Genomic DNA, 15,435 nt, shown 5'->3' on the forward strand with positions numbered 1-15,435 from the left:
TACGTTCGCACGGCACAATGCGGCCAAAAAGGAGAAAAAAAGCCGCGCGGGGCTTCGGACCCCGCGCGGCTTTTGTGCAAAAACGGTGACGGATCAGCTTCGGCCGATCCGGGTAGCCGACCGCGGGCCGGCTCGATGCGGCTTAGCCGGCGCTCAATAGTGCTCGCCGACCCGCACGATCTTCAGCGTGTTGGTGCCGCCCGCCTGCCCCATCGGCTCGCCGACGGTCAGCACGACCATGTCGCCATGCTGCACGTAACCTTGCTTGACGACGATCTCGAGCGCCGCCTGCAGCGCCGAATCGCGGTCGCTGTTGAAGTCGACGTGCAGCGGCGTCACGTTGCGATAGAGCGCCATCGTGCGCTCGCTGCCGACGCGCGGCGTCAGCGCGAAGATCGGCACGTGCGTGTAGTGACGCGACATCCACAGCGCGGTCGCGCCCGATTCGGTCAGTGCGATGATCGCCTTCGCGCCCAGGTGATACGCGGTGAACAGCGCGCCCATCGCGATCGACTGGTCGATCCGCGTGAACGTGCGGTCGAGGAAATCCTTGTCCAGCTCGACTTCTTCGGACTTTTCCGCTTCGACGCACACGGCCGCCATCGTCTCGATCGTGACGACCGGATACTTGCCGGCGGCCGTCTCGGCCGACAGCATCACCGCGTCGGTGCCGTCGAGCACCGCGTTCGCGACGTCCGATACTTCCGCACGGGTCGGCACCGGCGCGTAGATCATCGATTCCATCATCTGCGTCGCGGTGATCACGAGCTTGTTCGACTCGCGCGCCATCCGGATCATCCGCTTCTGCAGCGCCGGCACGGCCGCGTTGCCGACTTCCACCGCGAGGTCGCCGCGCGCGACCATGATGCCGTCGGACGCGTCGAGGATGCTCTGCAGCGCCGGAATCGCCTCAGCGCGCTCGATCTTCGCGATCATCTTCGGCTTGATGCCGTACGGCGCGCCCGCGATGTTCGCGAGCTGGCGCGCCATTTCCATGTCGGTCGCATTCTTCGGGAACGACACCGCGACGAGGTCCGCGCCGAGCGACATCGCGGTACGGATGTCTTCCATGTCCTTCGCGGTCAGCGCCGGCGCCGACAGGCCGCCGCCCTGGCGGTTGATCCCCTTGTTGTTCGACAGCTCGCCGCCCACCCTGACGGTCGTGTGAATCTCGTCGCCGAGCACGCGCTCGACGGTCAGCACGATCAGGCCGTCGTTCAGCAGCAGCAGGTCGCCCGGCTTCAGGTCGCGCGGCAACTCCTTGTAGTCGAGGCCGACGCGCTCGTCGTTGCCGAGTTCGCAGCCCGCATCGAGAATGAACGGCTGCCCCGGCACGAGCGTGGTCTTGCCGTTCTCGAACTTGCCGACGCGGATCTTCGGGCCCTGGAGGTCGGCCATGATCGCGATCTCGCGCCCGACCTTGCGGGCGGCCTCACGCACCATTTCGGCGCGCTGGCGGTGATCGTCGGCCGTGCCGTGCGAAAAATTGAGCCGCACGACGTCGAGGCCCGCCTGCATCATCTGCAGCAGAATCTCCGGCGAACTGGATGCCGGGCCGATCGTGGCGACTATCTTGGTGGCGCGCTGCATGAAACTCCTCATCTGGATCAAGGTGGATGCGCTGGGTGAAACGCTGCGAGAGCCGGAAGCGGCAGGCCCAGCGGCCGCCGCTCCGGGGAGCGTGCCGGTGCTGGTGCCCGGCATCGCTTTGTTCTGAAATTCGTGGTGCTGCACGGCCGCGTCGCCGGCGGCCGCCGGTGCGCGCGGGGCGGTGTTCGCCCGCGCGGGCGCGCGTTTGCGCTTGCCCGCGCCGGCCGGCTGCTCCGCTTTCGCGGAGCGCGCGGCCTTCGTCACCCCTGCGCGCGCCGCCACGCTCAGGCCGCCCGCGTTTCGAGCACTTCCACCGCCGGCAGCTTCTTCCCCTCGAGGAACTCGAGGAAGGCGCCGCCGCCCGTCGAGATGTAGCTGACCTGGTCGTGGATGCCGTACTTCGCGATGGCCGCGAGCGTGTCGCCGCCGCCCGCGATCGAGAACGCGGACGATTTGGCGATCGCTTCGGCGAGCGTCTTGGTGCCGTTGCCGAACTGGTCGAACTCGAACACGCCGACCGGGCCGTTCCACACGATCGTGCCGGCCTTCTCGAGCTGGCTCGCGAGTGCCTTGGCCGTATCGGGGCCGATGTCGAGGATCATGTCGTCCGCTTCGATGTCGGCGACCTGCTTCACCGTGGCCGCGGCCGTCGGCGAGAATTCCTTGGCGGTGACGACATCGGTCGGGATCGGCACCGACGCGCCGCGCTCGCGCGCTTCGTCGATGATCGCCTTCGCCTCGGCGACGAGATCGGCTTCCGCGAGCGACTTGCCGATCGACAGGCCCGCCGCGAGCATGAACGTGTTCGCGATGCCGCCGCCGACGATCAGCTGGTCGACCTTGCCGGCCAGCGACTTCAGGATGGTCAGCTTGGTCGACACCTTCGAGCCGGCGACGATCGCCACCAGCGGGCGGGCCGGGTTGCCGAGCGCCTTGCCGAGCGCGTCGAGTTCGGCCGCCAGCAGCGGGCCCGCGCACGCGATGGGCGCGTATTTCGCGATCCCGTGGGTGGTCGCTTCCGCGCGGTGCGCGGTGCCGAACGCGTCGTTCACGTACACGTCGCAGAGCTTCGCCATCTTCTGCGCGAGCTCATCCGAATTCTTCTTCTCGCCCTTGTTCACGCGGCAGTTCTCGAGCAGCACGACCTGGCCCGGCGCGACGTTCACGCCGTTCTCGACCCAGTTCGACACCAGCGGCACGTCGCGGCCGAGCAGTTCGGCGAGACGCTTGGCGACCGGCGCGAGCGAGTCTTCCGGCTTGAATTCGCCTTCGGTCGGACGGCCGAGGTGCGACGTGACCATCACGGCCGCGCCGGCGTCGAGCGCGGCCTGGATGGCCGGCACGGACGCGCGCACGCGGGTGTCCTCGGTGATGTTGCCGTGATCGTCCTGCGGGACGTTCAGGTCGGCGCGGATGAACACCCGCTTGCCGGCGAGCTGGCCGGCGGCGATCAGGTCGGTAAGACGCTTGACTTGGCTCATGTTGAACAGATTGAAGTAGTGGATGGGGAAAGGGGGTTCACGCTGGACGTGCGCGGGCTGCCGCGAAAGGGCGCCGGATGCGGCCGTGGCTGGCGGTTCGCATGACGCGCACGGGTAAAAAATCTCGAACGGGCATTCTAGCCGATCCACCCGGCAGACTGACCCGTGCGGCGGCGAATTCCGCCTATTTGGGATCGCGCGCCGGCACGGACGCATTGCGGCAGTGCAGCAATACGCGCGCGCAACCGGGCGGCGCCGGCCAGGCCGGAACGGCGGCCCATCAGAAGATCAGGCGGAGCGCGGTGAACACGAGCATGCCGACGACGATCGTGCCGAGCATGCTGCGCCGCCACAAAAACCAGCCGAGGCCGGCGAGCGCCGCGTAGAACGGATGGTTGGACAGCGCGAACGACAGCCCGGCCGGCGTTTCGAGCACGTCGGGCAGCACGACGGCGACCAGCGCGGCGGCCGGCGCGTAGCGCAGCGCGCGCTGCGCGCGTTCGGGCAAGACCGTGCGCTCGCCGCCGATCAGGAACAGCGCGCGCGTGACGGCCGTGACGATCGTCATCCCGACGATGACGATCCAGATCTCGGTCGCGCTCATTCCATGTCCTTTTCGTGCACGGTTTCGGTACGGATGCGCCGCCAGTCGGCCCGCTCGACGAAGAAATCGGCTGTGCAGCCGGCCGCGAGCGCGGCGAGCACCGCGATCGGCAGCGCGAGCCGGTACGGCAGGTCGAACGCGACGAGCGACACGATCCCGGCGACCGCGACGGCCGCGAGCGTCGAGCGGTTCGCGACCGCCGACACCATGATCGGGATCAGCGCGAGCGTGCCGGCCAGCTCCAGCCCCCAGCTCGCCGGAAAGACGCTCGCGAGCAGGATGCCGGCGAGCGAGGACACCTGCCACGACGCCCAGCTCGCGAGCGCCATCCCCCAGAAATACGCTTCCTTGCCCGGCACGCGGCCGTACGCGAAGCCCTGTTTCTGGAACAGCAGGTAGATCACGTCGCCGTTGAAATAGCCGATCGCGAGGCGCCGCCACAGCGGCAGGTAGGAAAAATGGGGCGCCAGCCCGGCGCTGAAGATCACGAAGCGCATGTTGACCATCGCGGCCGTGAGCAGCACGGTCCAGATCGGCAGCTTCGCCGCGAGGAGCGGCAGCACCGCGAGCTGCGACGAGCCCGCGTAGACGAACAGCGACATCGCGCTCGCCTGCCCGAGCGTCATCACGGACTTGCTCATCGCGATGCCGGTGACGAGCCCCCAGGACAGGATCGCCATCAGTGTCGGGGAATAGTCGCGTGCGCCCTGGATCAGCGCGAAGCGGTCGGTGGCGGACAATCGAGCGAGCATCGGAAAGCGGGCCGCAGCGGGCGGTTCGTCGGGACGCCGGCGCCTCCTGCCGGTGCGACCCATCGTTATTGGAATCGGTACCGGACGATTATAGCGCCGGCCCCGCGCCGGCCGACCGGATCGCCCCCAAATGACGCTAAAATAAGCGTCTTTCCGGCTCAACGCTGCACAACCCGCAGCACACCACCGCTTCCAGGAGAATCGTATGTCAATGGCCGACCGCGACGGCAAGATCTGGATGGACGGCAAGCTGATCGACTGGCGCGACGCCAAGATCCACGTCCTGACCCACACGCTGCATTACGGCATGGGCGTCTTCGAGGGCGTGCGCGCGTACAAGACGGCCGACGGCGGCACCGCGATCTTCCGTCTGCGCGAGCACACCAAACGTCTGCTGAACTCCGCGAAGATCTTCCAGATGGACGTGCCGTTCGACCGCGAAACGCTCGAAGCCGCGCAACTCGCGGTCGTGCGCGAGAACCGGCTCGAGTCGTGCTACCTGCGCCCGATCATCTGGGTCGGCTCGGAAAAGCTCGGCGTGGCCGCGAAGGGCAACACGATCCACGTCGCGATCGCCGCATGGCCGTGGGGCGCGTACCTCGGCGAGGACGGCCTCGCGAAGGGCATCCGCGTGAAGACGTCGTCGTTCACGCGCCACCACGTGAACGTGTCGATGGTGCGCGCGAAGGCGTCGGGCTGGTACGTGAACTCGATCCTGGCGAACCAGGAAGCGACGGCCGACGGCTACGACGAGGCGCTGCTGCTCGACGTCGACGGCTACGTGTCGGAAGGCTCCGGCGAGAACTTCTTCCTCGTGAACAACGGCAAGCTGTACACGCCCGACCTGTCGTCGTGCCTCGACGGCATCACGCGCGACACGGTCATCACGCTCGCGAAGGACGCCGGCATCGAGGTCATCGAGAAGCGCATCACGCGCGACGAGGTCTACACGGCCGATGAAGCGTTCTTCACCGGCACGGCCGCCGAAGTCACGCCGATCCGCGAACTCGACAACCGCACGATCGGCAGCGGCGCGCGCGGCCCCGTCACGGAAAAGCTCCAGTCGGCGTTTTTCGATATCGTGTCGGGCAAGAACGCGAAGTACGCGCACTGGCTGACGAAGGTCTGAGCGCGCCGCGCCCCGACCGCCCCACACAAGAGTGATAAGAGAAAGTCTCATGAGTGAAATCAAGGAAATGCCGCTCGTCGAGCTGACGGCCAAGGATCTTCCCGCCTATTGCCCGAACCCGGCCATGACGCGCTGGAATGCCCACCCGCGCGTCTTCATCGACGTGTCGCACGGCGAGGCGCGCTGCCCGTACTGCGGCACGCGCTACAAGCTGCGCGACGGCGAGGTCGTCAAGGGCCACTGAGCCCCGGCGGCCGGGCCTGAAGGCCCACCGTCCCGCAAGGCGGCGCAGCCGGGAGTCCGGCGCGCCGCCCGTCTCCATTCTGGCAACCCGAACGCGGCGCCCGAGCGCCGTGCTTCATTACGACATCGGAAGTCGACCTGATGCGTCGAGCGCTGGTTATCGCACCGAACTGGATCGGTGACGCATTGATGGCGCAGCCGCTTTTTGCGCTGCTGAAGAAACTCCATCCCCGCATCGCGATCGATGCCGTCGCACCCTCGTGGGTCGCGCCCGTGCTCGAGCGGATGCCCGAGATCCACGATGTCTACGCGACCGATCTCGCGCACGGCAAGCTGCAGCTGCTGCGCCGCTGGCAGCTCGCGAGCGACCTGCGCGACGTCGGCTACGACGCGGCGTACGTGCTGCCGAACTCGCTGAAATCCGCGGTGATCCCGTGGCTCGCGAACATCCCGCTGCGGATCGGCTACACGGGCGAGCACCGCTACGGGCTGTTGAACGTGCGGCACGCGAACCCCGACAAGTCGGGCGAGCGGCCGCCGATGACGACTCACTACGCGGCGCTTGCGTACGCGCCGGGCGCGAAGCTGCCCGAGTCGATGAAGACGCTGCCCGCCCCGCGCCTGGACGCCGACCTGAACGAGACGGCCCGCGTGTCCGCACGTTTCAATCTCGATACGCGCAAGCCGCTCGTCGTGTTCTGCCCCGGCGCCGAATACGGCCCGGCCAAGCGCTGGCCGCCCGAGCACTTCGCGACGCTCGCGACCATCGTCCACCAGTCGTTCCCGTATACGCAGATCGTCGCGCTCGGCTCGCAGAAGGATGCCGCGGCCGCTCAGGCGATCGCCGACCACGCGCCGAACGTGCGCAACCTGTGCGGACAGACGTCGTTGTCCGAGGCATGCGCGCTGATCGCGCGCGCGAACGCGGTCGTCACCAACGATTCGGGGCTGATGCACGTCGCCGCCGCGTTGCGCCGGCCGCTCGTCGCGTTGTACGGATCGACCGATCCGCGCCACACCCCTCCGCTGTCGGACCTGGCGAAGGTACAATGGCTGCATCTCGAATGCAGTCCCTGCTTCGAACGCGAGTGCCCGCTCGGCCACCTGAAGTGCCTGCGCGAACTCGGTCCGGAGCAGGTATTCGGCGATTTGCGCGGCATGCTCGTCGGGCAGCGCTGACCCTGACCGGCAGCGTCGCACGGCGCGCCGGGCAATCCGATTCACCGGTGTGCGGCGGCTCGATCCGGGCCGCCGTGCTGAATACGGCGCGCGATGCGCGCGAGAGACCACCCCGATGCCACGTTTTGCCCGCCTCTTCGAAGCCGCTGCCGATACGCTGAACGCCTACTACCAGGCCGTCGCGGATGCCAATCTCGACGCGCTGCTGGCGTTGTGGATCGACGAGGATTTCGCCAGCTGCGTATGGGCGGACGGCGAGCATCTGCACGGCCTCGACCAGATCCGCGGCGGGCTCGCCAACCGGCTCGCGACGCGCCCGGTCACGATCGAGCCGCTCGACATCCGCGTGTACGACAGCCTCGGCACGGTCGTCTATACGATCGCCGAAGCGCATCAGCAGGCCGACCTGACGGCCGAACCCGACATGGTTTTCGCGACGTACGTGATGATCCACGAACGCGGCGAATGGCGCATCGCGCACATCCACGCGAGCCCGATTCCTGAACAAGCGGCCGGACAATTCGCCGCGAAGATCCGTCACGGGCAGGGTCCGCTGCACTGACGAAGAACGAAGCAACGCATTAGCGGGGCGATCATGAGTACGGCTTCTCCGCCCACCTCGCCGCTGACCGGGCCCCCGGCCCCCGACGACGATTCATTGCGCTATCGCGCACCGCGCTGGCTGCCCAACAGCCATGTGCAAACCATCGTGCCCGCGCTGTTCGCGCGGCGGCCGGTCGTCGGTTATCGGCGAGAGCGATGGGAAACGCCCGACCACGACTTCATCGACCTCGACTGGGTCGCGCACCTCGACAGCGCGGCGCCGGCGCCCGACGCGCCGCTGTTCGTGCTGTTCCACGGCCTCGAAGGCAGCTCCGGCTCGCACTACGCGCTCGCGATGATGGCCACCGCGCGCGCGAACGGGTGGCACGCCGTCGTGCCGCACTTCCGCAGTTGCAGCGGCGAGATCAACCGCCAGCCGCGCTTCTACCATCTCGCCGACAGCGCCGAGGTCGACTGGATCCTGCGCCGGCTCGCCGCACAGCATCGCGGGCCGCTGGTCGTGGCCGGCGTATCGCTCGGCGGCAACGTGCTGCTGCGCTGGCTCGGCGAGCATCGCAGCGACACGTCGATCGTGCGCGCCGCCGCCGCGATCTCCACGCCGATCGACGTGCACGCGGGCGGCCGCGCGCTGTCGCAGGGGTTCGCGATGGTCTACACGCGCAGCTTCCTGAAGACGCTCAAGCGCAAGGGGCTCGCGAAACTCGAACAGTACCCGGGGCTGTTCGACCGCGACGCGATGCTGCGGGCCGTGACGATGCGCGACTTCGACGAGGTCGTGACCGCGCCGCTGCACGGTTTCGCGAACGCCGACGACTACTGGACGAAGGCAACCACGCGGCCGCTGCTGCGCGCGATCGACGTACCCACGCTGATCCTCAACGCCCGCAACGACCCGTTCCTGCCCGAGTCGGCGCTGCCGGGCCCGGCCGACGTGTCGCCGGCCGTCGAGCTCGACCAGCCCGCGCACGGCGGCCACGCGGGCTTCATGACCGGGCCGTTCCCCGGCCGCCTCGACTGGCTGTCGGCGCGGGTGTTCGGCTATTGCTCGAAATTCGTCGACCATGGATGACATCGTCAGGCAGGCGCTCGCCAAATGGCCGAACGTGCCGGATTGCACCGGCTGGCTGCTGCTCGACCGGCGCGGCACATGGCGGCTGCGCGACGACGCCGCGCAGGCGGCCGGCGAGCTCGGCTCGCCGATCCGGCATGAGGCGCTGAACGCATTCATCGGCCGCAACTACGCCTGCGACGCGCAAGGTCGGTGGTTCTTCCAGAACGGGCCGCAGCGCGTGTACGTCGAGCTCGCCTATACGCCGTGGGTCGTGCGGCTCGCCGAGCGCGACGGGCAGCTTGCGCTCACCGACCAGACCGGCGCCCCGTTCGAACCGGATGCGGCCTGGCTCGACGACGGCGGCGGCGTGCTGTTTCGCGAGGCCGGCACGCCTGCGCGCATCGCGGCGCTGCACGATCACGACCTCGGGCTGTTCGCCGATCACGCGGATTTCGACGCGGAGCCGCCGGTGCTGCGCTGGCGCGACGGCCGCACGCTGCCGCTCGGCAGTATCGCGTGCGCCGACGTGCCGGGCCGGTTCGGCTACGTCGCCAGCCCGGCGCGCCACGCACGCGACGCGGCCGACAGCGGCCACTGACCCGCCGCGGCGCCGGCTGCGTTCGCCGCGCGCCGGCCGCTACCCGCGGCCGTTCTTCTCGTCGTCGCGCTCTTCCTTGTAGCGCGCCTCGAATTCCAGCAGCCGCGCGCCGATGATCGACTGCTCGTAGAACGACACGTCCTTCGCGTCGCGCGCCTCTTTCAGTTGCCGGATCGCCGACGGCCACGCTCCATCGAGCGCCAGCTTCTCCGCCAGCGCCCGGCGCCGCGCGAGCACGTCGCCCTTGCCGTCGCTCGACTTCGCGAGGTAATCCCACCAGTCCGGCTGTTCGGGGTCGGCCTTCGCCTGCGCCCGTGCGAGGGTTTGCGCTTCGGCGAAGCGGCGCGCGGCGATCAGCGCCTGCAGGTGCGCGACGATCGCCGCGTGCGACGCCGGCCAGCGCCGCTGCGCGAGCGCCGAGAGCCGCACCGCGTCGTCGGTCCGGCCCGCGCGGCGGGCAATGTCGGCGGCCAGCACGTCGAGACTCGGCGAGCTGGTCGCCGGGTCGTCCTCGCGGCGCTCGCGCGCATCGAATGCAGCGCGGGCCGACGCGAGCGCGTTGTCGGCCGCGTCGTACTGGCCGAGCAGCGTATTCGCGAGCGCGATGCCGTACCAGTTCGCCGCGACGTTCGGCGCCGTGTGATCGTCGAGCTCGAGCTGCATCCGGCGCGCCTCGGCCGCGATGTCGGTCGGCGCCCGGTTCTGCAGGACGCGCAGCCGTGCCCGCACGAACCCGTACTCGGCCGACTGGCGCGGCTGCCGGTACGGCGCGCGGCGCGCGCGATCCTCCATGTCGGCAATCCGCTCCCCGGTCAGCGGGTGCGTGCGCGCATAGGCCGGCACGCCCGCATCGCCCATCGACGCGCGGTCGAGCCGCTCGAAGAAGCCGGGCATTCCGTACGGGTCGTAGCCGGCCCCCGCGAGCAGCTGGAAGCCGACGCGGTCGGCCTCGCGCTCGGCCGACCGCGAGAAGCGCAGCTGGTTGTCGACCGCATACGCCTGTCCGCCCATCGCGATCGCGCTGCCGAGATCGCCGCTGCGCGCGAGCACGCCGGCCAGCACGCCGAGCAGCATCGTCGCGAGCGCCGTGTAGCCGGTCTTCTCGCTCGCACCGATCATCCGCGCGATGTGCCGCTGCAGCACGTGGCCCATCTCGTGGCCGACCACCGAAGCCAGCTCCGACTCCGTCTGCGTCGTGACCACCAGCCCGCTGTTGATCCCGATGAACCCGCCCGGCATCGAGAACGCGTTGATCTGCGGATCGCGCACCGGGAACAGGTCGAAGTCGGGCGTGTAGCCGCCGATGTAGCGCGCCGCCGCCGCGGCCGCGAGCCGCGCCGCCATCGCGTTCAGGTAGTCCCGCACCAGCCAGTCGTCGAGATAGTCGGGATCGCGCCGCACCTCGCGCATCACGCGCTCGCCGAGCCGGCGCTCGGCGCGCGGCGTCAGCGAACCGCCGGAGCCGTCGCCGAGATCGGGCAGCTCCAGCGCCCGCAGCGGCGCGCGCAGGCTCGCGACCGGCGCCGACGCACCGGCCGCGCCCGAGAACCGGCTTTCCGCGCCGCCGTACGTGCCGAATACGCCGGTCGCGATGCCGGACGGCACGGTGGAAATCGACGTCGGGCCGCCTGCCGCCGGCTCGAGCGGCGGCGCGGATGCGCTCTGCGCATGACCGCCCGGCGGCAGCGCGAGCGCCGCCGACAGCGACACGGCAAGCAACTGTTTGACACGCATGGCAGGATGAAAACGACGCCGTCCCGCGCGCGCGGCGCGCATCGCGGCGTTTGGTCTGAATATTCGGGTCATTGTACCGGCGCCGCGACGACTGTCCCGTGCCGCGCGAGCGTCATCTGCGCCTCCGGCAACGCGAACGCCGCTGCTATGATAAGCGCCCGTTGCGAGGTTGGATCGGTTCGTCGCGCCGGTACGGGATGCGGTGCCCGGCCGGTCGCGCGGCAGGATCGAGGGACGTGCGCGCGCACTCCGTTCCACTAGAGGAAGACATGTCAGGACTCACCCATTTCGATGCCGCCGGCCACGCCCATATGGTCGACGTCGGCGACAAGCAGGAAACCCGGCGCATCGCGATCGCGCGGGGCACGATCCGGATGCTGCCGGCCACGTTCGCGCTGATCCGCGACGGCAAGGCCAAGAAAGGCGACGTGCTCGGCGTCGCGCGCATCGCGGCGATCCAGGGCGCCAAACGCACGGCCGACCTGATTCCGCTGTGCCACCCGCTCGCGCTCACGCGCGTGGCCGTCGAGTTCGAACTCGACGACGCGCTGCCGGGCGTGCATTGCGTCGTGCAGGTCGAGACGTTCGGGCGGACCGGCGTCGAGATGGAAGCGCTGACGGCCGTCCAGGTCGGGCTGCTGACCGTCTACGACATGTGCAAGGCGGTCGATCGCGGGATGGTGATCACCGACGTGAGCGTACGGGAGAAGCGCGGCGGGAAGTCGGGGGACTGGAAGGCGGAAGACGCGGCGGGGTGAATACCCGGGCACCACCGGCCCGCCAATTCGAGATAAAACCGTTTTATCTCATACAATTACCGGATTCCGCACGAGAGAGCGTGCGAACCAGCACAACAAAAGCGAGCACTGGTGATGAATTCGCAAGCGTTAAGAAGCGCGTTGCTGGCCGGACCGGTTCAGCATGAGCGCCTGATCAAACTGGATACCCCGCTCGGCCCCGACGTCCTGTTGCCGCAGCGCGTCACGGGACGATCGCGCCTCGGACGCCATTTCGAGTTCACCGTCGATACCGTGTCGGTATCCGACGACCTCGAACTCAAGAAACTGATCGCGCAGCCGGTGACGCTGTGGATCCAGCAGGCCGACCAATCGTACGCGCCGCACCACGGCTACGTGCATGCGGCCCGCCGGCTCGGGTCGGACAGCGGCGTCACGCACCATCAGATCGTCTTTGCGTCGTTCCTGCACTTCCTGAAGTTCCGCCGCGATCAGCGCATCTGGCAGGACCGGTCGGCGGACGACATCATCGCCGACGTGCTGAACCAGCATCCGCAGGCCAAGGGCCGCTTCACGTTCAAGCTCTACCAGCCGCTGCCGCCGCGCTCGTTCTGCATGCAATACGAGGACGACTGGAATTTCGTCCATCGCCTAATGGAATCGGAAGGCCTGTACGGTTTCTGGGAACAGGACAGCGACGGCAAGTCGCACCGGCTCGTCATCGTCGATCGCATCGACGCGTTGCCCGCGCTGTCGCCGCGAACCGTGCGCTTTCATCACGCGGGCACGGGCGACGAAGCCGACACGCTCGTCCAGTTCAGCGGTACACGCACGCTGCGCAGCGTCGCACGCACCACGCGCACGTTCGACTACAAGCAGCCGCCCACCGCGTCGAATCCGAAGGCCACCCATACGCCGACGATCGCGAACCAGGGCGATCTGCCGCAGCAGCTCGAAGTCTACGAATACACGGGTGCCTACACGTATCCCGAGCAGTCACGCGGCGACCATCTGTCGAAGATCTGGATGGAAGAGCAGGAATCGCACGCGAAGCGCTTTCACGGTGTCGGCGGTGTGCGGCGCATGGACGCCGGACGCGTGTTCGAGTTCGCGGAACACCCCGAACACGACAAGGACGATGCCGGCCAGCGCGAATTCGCCGTGATCGAGACGGCGTGGGTCATCGTCAACAACCTGCCCGTGGCCGACGAGCCGGCCGTTTTCCCGCACAGCCTGCAGGCCGAGATCGGCAGCATCATGCAGGCCACCGATACGGACCGGTCGCGCGTGCGTCATCCCGACGGCAGCGAGGGCTTCTTTCAGATCCGCATCGAGGCGCAGCGCACGACGGTGCCGTTCCGCAGCCCGTTCGAGCACGCGAAGCCGCCGATGCACCTGCAATCGGCGACCGTCGTCGCGCCGCAAGGCGAAGAAGTCCATACGGACGAGCTCAACCGCGTCAAGGTCCGCTTTCACTGGGACCGCTTGAACGACGGCGACGAAAAGGCGTCGTGCTGGCTGCGTGCCACGGCGTCCGATTCGGGCAATGGCTACGGTGCCGTCCACCCGCACCGCAGCGGCGAGGAAGTGCTGGTCGACTTCCTCGGCGGCGACTGCGATCGTCCGATCATCGTCGGCAAGGTCTACAACGGCGCGACGAGCCCGCAATGGCACAGCAACGGCATCCTGTCCGGGTACCGCTCCAAGGAATACGCGGGCGCCGGCTACAACCAGCTGGTGCTCGACGACGCGACCGCGCAGAACCGCGTGCACCTGTACAGCAGCCAGACCAACGCACATCTGCATCTCGGCTACCTGATCGACCACACGGGCAACAACCGCGGCAGCTATCTCGGCAGTGGCTTCGACCTGCGCTCGGACGCCTACGGCGCCGTGCGCGCGAACCGCGGGCTGTACGTCACGACGCATCCCAAGCAGGCGGCCAGCCAGCCGCTCGACGTCGACGAGACCCGGGAGCAGCTCGTGCGCGCGCAAGGGCTGATCGACGCCATGTCGCAGGTCAGCGCGCAGCATCAGGGCGAGTCGCTCGACCCCGGCCACACGGCGCTGAAGCAGTTCAGCGACGCGACGCAGAACAGCGTGAGCGGCAACGCGTCGGGCGGCCGGACCGCCGGCGGCGGAACCGGCAACGCCAACGCGTTCAAGGAGCCCGTGATGCTGTTCGGCAGCCCGGCCGGCATCGGGATGTCCACGCAGCAGTCCGCGCAATTTTCCGCGGACCAGCACATCAACCTCGTCAGCGGGCAAAGCACGCACGTCGCCGCCGGGAAATCGCTGATCGCCAGTGTCCTCGACCGGATCAGCCTGTTCGCGCAGAACGCGGGGATGAAGCTGTTCGCCGGCAAGGGCAAGGTCGAAGTGCAGGCGCAGGCGGACAACATCGAGCTGACCGCGCAGAAGGCGCTGAAGCTGATCGCCGTCACGCAATCGATCGAAGGCGCCGCGGCGAAGGAGATCCTGCTGACGTCCGGCGGCGCCTATATCCGCATCGCGGACGGCAACATCGAGGTGCACGCGCCCGGCAAGATCGACATCAAGGGCGCGCAGCATGCGTTCAGCGGCCCCACCCACCTGTCGCAAACGATGCCGACGCTGCCGAACTCCAACGGCAACTACGACCAGGCATTCATCGCGCACTGGGCCGGCACCGACATTCCGGTCGCGAACACGCGGTACCAGATGTTCTCGAACGGCAAGCTGCTCTCGGAAGGCGTCACCAACGCGGCAGGCGAAACCGGGCTCACGCAGAGCCACGTGCCGCACGACGTCGTGGTCAAGTTTCTAGGGAAATCGAATGGCTGACGGACAACAGGACAAGGTGCTCGGGACCGGTGCGGGGATGCTGACCCCGACGGGATACCAGGATCGGCCGAAGGTGCAGATCAACATCTGCGACAAGCATGTGACGCCGGCTGCGGATTCGATCGTCGGCACGTGTCCGTTCTACTACCAGCCGCTGCACGGCGAGTACTGGGAGACGGTCGAAAAAGTCAGCAAATCGAGCGCATGGGAAACCGTGAAGAAATTCGCGACCTCGTGGGACCCGTGGAAAGACAAGGAAGTCGCGCGCCGTCTGCTGCATCGGCGGGAAGAGTTGATCAAACTGAAGAGCACGGATTCCGACTGGTCGCGCCACGGCAATTTCATGATGCGCCATATCGGTTGCGGCCACAAACCGCCCGATTACTACGTGAGCTACGGCTATTACTATTGTTCGGACTACGGCCAGAATCTGTATCCCACTCTCACGGCAAAAGGAAAGAAATGGCTGGAAACCGCCCGGTGGTGGCTGCAGCGCTACATCGAAATTGGGCTGCAGCAAAACATGCAGGGGGACCAGATCGCATTCAGCAGTGCGAAGCCGGGCAACGGTGAGCTTTCGATGCAAGTGAAACGATACGAACTGGAGCTCGAAAACAACGGAGAGACGTTCAAGACCTTCGCGTTCGTCACGCATCCGTTGGCTTATCTGGACGGAGGGCTGGCCGGTCTACCGGTCTCGGATCTGACCAAGATCGGCATGCGGCCAAATCTTCAGGAATGGGGCGATGGACGGACGCTCAAGCAAGCGTGGGACGCGGGTATCCCCGTCGCCAAACAAAAGGCGCACGACTGGAGCTCGGACGCGGTCGATCAGGTCCGTGAATGGGGCTCGGACGCGGCTAAAAAAGCACGCGAGTGGGGTTCGGACACGTCCGACGAAGTCAGCCGGGCGCTGGATCGTTTGCTAAATAAGTGACATGCCAAAACTC

The 15,435-nt window shown here is 67.8% G+C and carries 15 protein-coding genes; 10 read left to right on the forward strand and 5 right to left on the reverse strand.

Annotation, left to right across the window (positions count from 1 at the left end; all coding sequences use genetic code 11):
• Nucleotides 1-153: 153 nt before the first annotated feature.
• On the reverse strand, nt 154-1,590 hold the full coding sequence (gene pyk, locus AP428_RS10740) for a pyruvate kinase (protein ID WP_054928043.1): 1,437 nt from the start codon (nt 1,588-1,590) through the stop codon (nt 154-156).
• Here pyk and AP428_RS37665 point away from each other — a divergent pair.
• Complete coding sequence (locus AP428_RS37665) at nt 1,589-1,717, forward strand: hypothetical protein (RefSeq protein ID WP_257785890.1); 129 nt, start codon at nt 1,589-1,591, stop codon at nt 1,715-1,717. The genes pyk and AP428_RS37665 overlap by 2 nt on opposite strands.
• 157 nt (nt 1,718-1,874) lie before the next feature.
• Here the strand turns inward: AP428_RS37665 and AP428_RS10745 are convergent, their stop codons facing one another.
• From AP428_RS10745 to AP428_RS10755, 3 genes are all read right to left on the reverse strand, one after another.
• Nucleotides 1,875-3,071, reverse strand: coding sequence for a phosphoglycerate kinase (locus tag AP428_RS10745; protein ID WP_011694387.1), 1,197 nt, complete (start codon nt 3,069-3,071; stop codon nt 1,875-1,877).
• Between the two features lie 280 nt (nt 3,072-3,351).
• Complete coding sequence (locus AP428_RS10750) at nt 3,352-3,675, reverse strand: AzlD domain-containing protein (protein WP_006477942.1); 324 nt, start codon at nt 3,673-3,675, stop codon at nt 3,352-3,354.
• Nucleotides 3,672-4,427, reverse strand: a complete 756-nt coding sequence (locus AP428_RS10755) for an AzlC family ABC transporter permease (protein ID WP_012329152.1) — start codon at nt 4,425-4,427, stop codon at nt 3,672-3,674. The genes AP428_RS10750 and AP428_RS10755 overlap by 4 nt, the downstream gene beginning before the upstream one ends.
• Before the next feature lie 205 nt (nt 4,428-4,632).
• Here AP428_RS10755 and AP428_RS10760 point away from each other — a divergent pair, with 205 nt between their 5' ends.
• The 6 genes from AP428_RS10760 to AP428_RS10785 all read left to right on the forward strand — a co-directional run bounded on the left by AP428_RS10760 (nt 4,633) and on the right by AP428_RS10785 (nt 9,191).
• A complete protein-coding gene (locus AP428_RS10760; RefSeq protein ID WP_011546109.1) occupies nt 4,633-5,556 on the forward strand; it encodes a branched-chain amino acid transaminase in 924 nt (307 codons plus the stop codon).
• Between the two features lie 49 nt (nt 5,557-5,605).
• Nucleotides 5,606-5,800, forward strand: a complete 195-nt coding sequence (locus tag AP428_RS10765) for a zinc-finger domain-containing protein (RefSeq protein WP_006482499.1) — start codon at nt 5,606-5,608, stop codon at nt 5,798-5,800.
• Nucleotides 5,801-5,940: 140 nt separating this feature from the next.
• Entirely contained in the window at nt 5,941-6,978 is a 1,038-nt protein-coding gene (waaF, locus tag AP428_RS10770; RefSeq protein ID WP_006477936.1) for a lipopolysaccharide heptosyltransferase II, read from the forward strand.
• 115 nt (nt 6,979-7,093) lie between these two features.
• On the forward strand, nt 7,094-7,540 hold the full coding sequence (locus tag AP428_RS10775) for a nuclear transport factor 2 family protein (RefSeq protein WP_006477934.1): 447 nt from the start codon (nt 7,094-7,096) through the stop codon (nt 7,538-7,540).
• A 33-nt stretch (nt 7,541-7,573) separates the two neighbouring features.
• Nucleotides 7,574-8,611 (forward strand): YheT family hydrolase, encoded by a 1,038-nt coding sequence (locus tag AP428_RS10780; protein WP_011546110.1) that lies wholly within the window; start codon nt 7,574-7,576, stop codon nt 8,609-8,611.
• Nucleotides 8,604-9,191, forward strand: coding sequence for a DUF2946 family protein (locus tag AP428_RS10785; RefSeq protein WP_011546111.1), 588 nt, complete (start codon nt 8,604-8,606; stop codon nt 9,189-9,191). The genes AP428_RS10780 and AP428_RS10785 overlap by 8 nt, the downstream gene beginning before the upstream one ends.
• A gap of 39 nt (nt 9,192-9,230) precedes the next feature.
• Here the strand turns inward: AP428_RS10785 and AP428_RS10790 are convergent, their stop codons facing one another.
• Complete coding sequence (locus AP428_RS10790) at nt 9,231-10,925, reverse strand: M48 family metalloprotease (RefSeq protein WP_054928044.1); 1,695 nt, start codon at nt 10,923-10,925, stop codon at nt 9,231-9,233.
• Between the two features lie 269 nt (nt 10,926-11,194).
• Between AP428_RS10790 and moaC the strand changes: the two genes are divergently transcribed.
• The 3 genes from moaC (at nt 11,195) to AP428_RS10805 (ending at nt 15,422) form a co-directional block, all read left to right on the forward strand.
• Complete coding sequence (gene moaC / locus AP428_RS10795) at nt 11,195-11,683, forward strand: cyclic pyranopterin monophosphate synthase MoaC (RefSeq protein WP_011546113.1); 489 nt, start codon at nt 11,195-11,197, stop codon at nt 11,681-11,683.
• 114 nt (nt 11,684-11,797) lie between these two features.
• Nucleotides 11,798-14,485, forward strand: a complete 2,688-nt coding sequence (locus tag AP428_RS10800) for a type VI secretion system Vgr family protein (RefSeq protein ID WP_011694388.1) — start codon at nt 11,798-11,800, stop codon at nt 14,483-14,485.
• Nucleotides 14,478-15,422 (forward strand): hypothetical protein, encoded by a 945-nt coding sequence (locus AP428_RS10805; protein WP_011546115.1) that lies wholly within the window; start codon nt 14,478-14,480, stop codon nt 15,420-15,422. The genes AP428_RS10800 and AP428_RS10805 overlap by 8 nt, the downstream gene beginning before the upstream one ends.
• Nucleotides 15,423-15,435: the final 13 nt, after the last annotated feature.

The organism is Burkholderia sp. E168m22 (assembly GCF_001319805.1).
GTDB classification, from domain to species: Bacteria; Pseudomonadota; Gammaproteobacteria; order Burkholderiales; family Burkholderiaceae; genus Burkholderia; species Burkholderia orbicola.

What these genes read in the sequence shown, in the direction of transcription:
- AP428_RS37665 (WP_257785890.1), top strand. Translation starts at nt 1,589, where the DNA reads ATGAAACTCCTCATCTGGATCAAGGTGGATGCGCTGGGTGAAACGCTG.
- pyk (WP_054928043.1), bottom strand. Translation starts at nt 1,590, where the DNA reads ATGCAGCGCGCCACCAAGATAGTCGCCACGATCGGCCCGGCATCCAGT.
- AP428_RS10745 (WP_011694387.1), bottom strand. Translation starts at nt 3,071, where the DNA reads ATGAGCCAAGTCAAGCGTCTTACCGACCTGATCGCCGCCGGCCAGCTC.
- AP428_RS10750 (WP_006477942.1), bottom strand. Translation starts at nt 3,675, where the DNA reads ATGAGCGCGACCGAGATCTGGATCGTCATCGTCGGGATGACGATCGTC.
- AP428_RS10755 (WP_012329152.1), bottom strand. Translation starts at nt 4,427, where the DNA reads ATGCTCGCTCGATTGTCCGCCACCGACCGCTTCGCGCTGATCCAGGGC.
- AP428_RS10760 (WP_011546109.1), top strand. Translation starts at nt 4,633, where the DNA reads ATGTCAATGGCCGACCGCGACGGCAAGATCTGGATGGACGGCAAGCTG.
- AP428_RS10765 (WP_006482499.1), top strand. Translation starts at nt 5,606, where the DNA reads ATGAGTGAAATCAAGGAAATGCCGCTCGTCGAGCTGACGGCCAAGGAT.
- waaF (WP_006477936.1), top strand. Translation starts at nt 5,941, where the DNA reads ATGCGTCGAGCGCTGGTTATCGCACCGAACTGGATCGGTGACGCATTG.
- AP428_RS10775 (WP_006477934.1), top strand. Translation starts at nt 7,094, where the DNA reads ATGCCACGTTTTGCCCGCCTCTTCGAAGCCGCTGCCGATACGCTGAAC.
- AP428_RS10780 (WP_011546110.1), top strand. Translation starts at nt 7,574, where the DNA reads ATGAGTACGGCTTCTCCGCCCACCTCGCCGCTGACCGGGCCCCCGGCC.
- AP428_RS10785 (WP_011546111.1), top strand. Translation starts at nt 8,604, where the DNA reads ATGGATGACATCGTCAGGCAGGCGCTCGCCAAATGGCCGAACGTGCCG.
- AP428_RS10790 (WP_054928044.1), bottom strand. Translation starts at nt 10,925, where the DNA reads ATGCGTGTCAAACAGTTGCTTGCCGTGTCGCTGTCGGCGGCGCTCGCG.
- moaC (WP_011546113.1), top strand. Translation starts at nt 11,195, where the DNA reads ATGTCAGGACTCACCCATTTCGATGCCGCCGGCCACGCCCATATGGTC.
- AP428_RS10800 (WP_011694388.1), top strand. Translation starts at nt 11,798, where the DNA reads ATGAATTCGCAAGCGTTAAGAAGCGCGTTGCTGGCCGGACCGGTTCAG.
- AP428_RS10805 (WP_011546115.1), top strand. Translation starts at nt 14,478, where the DNA reads ATGGCTGACGGACAACAGGACAAGGTGCTCGGGACCGGTGCGGGGATG.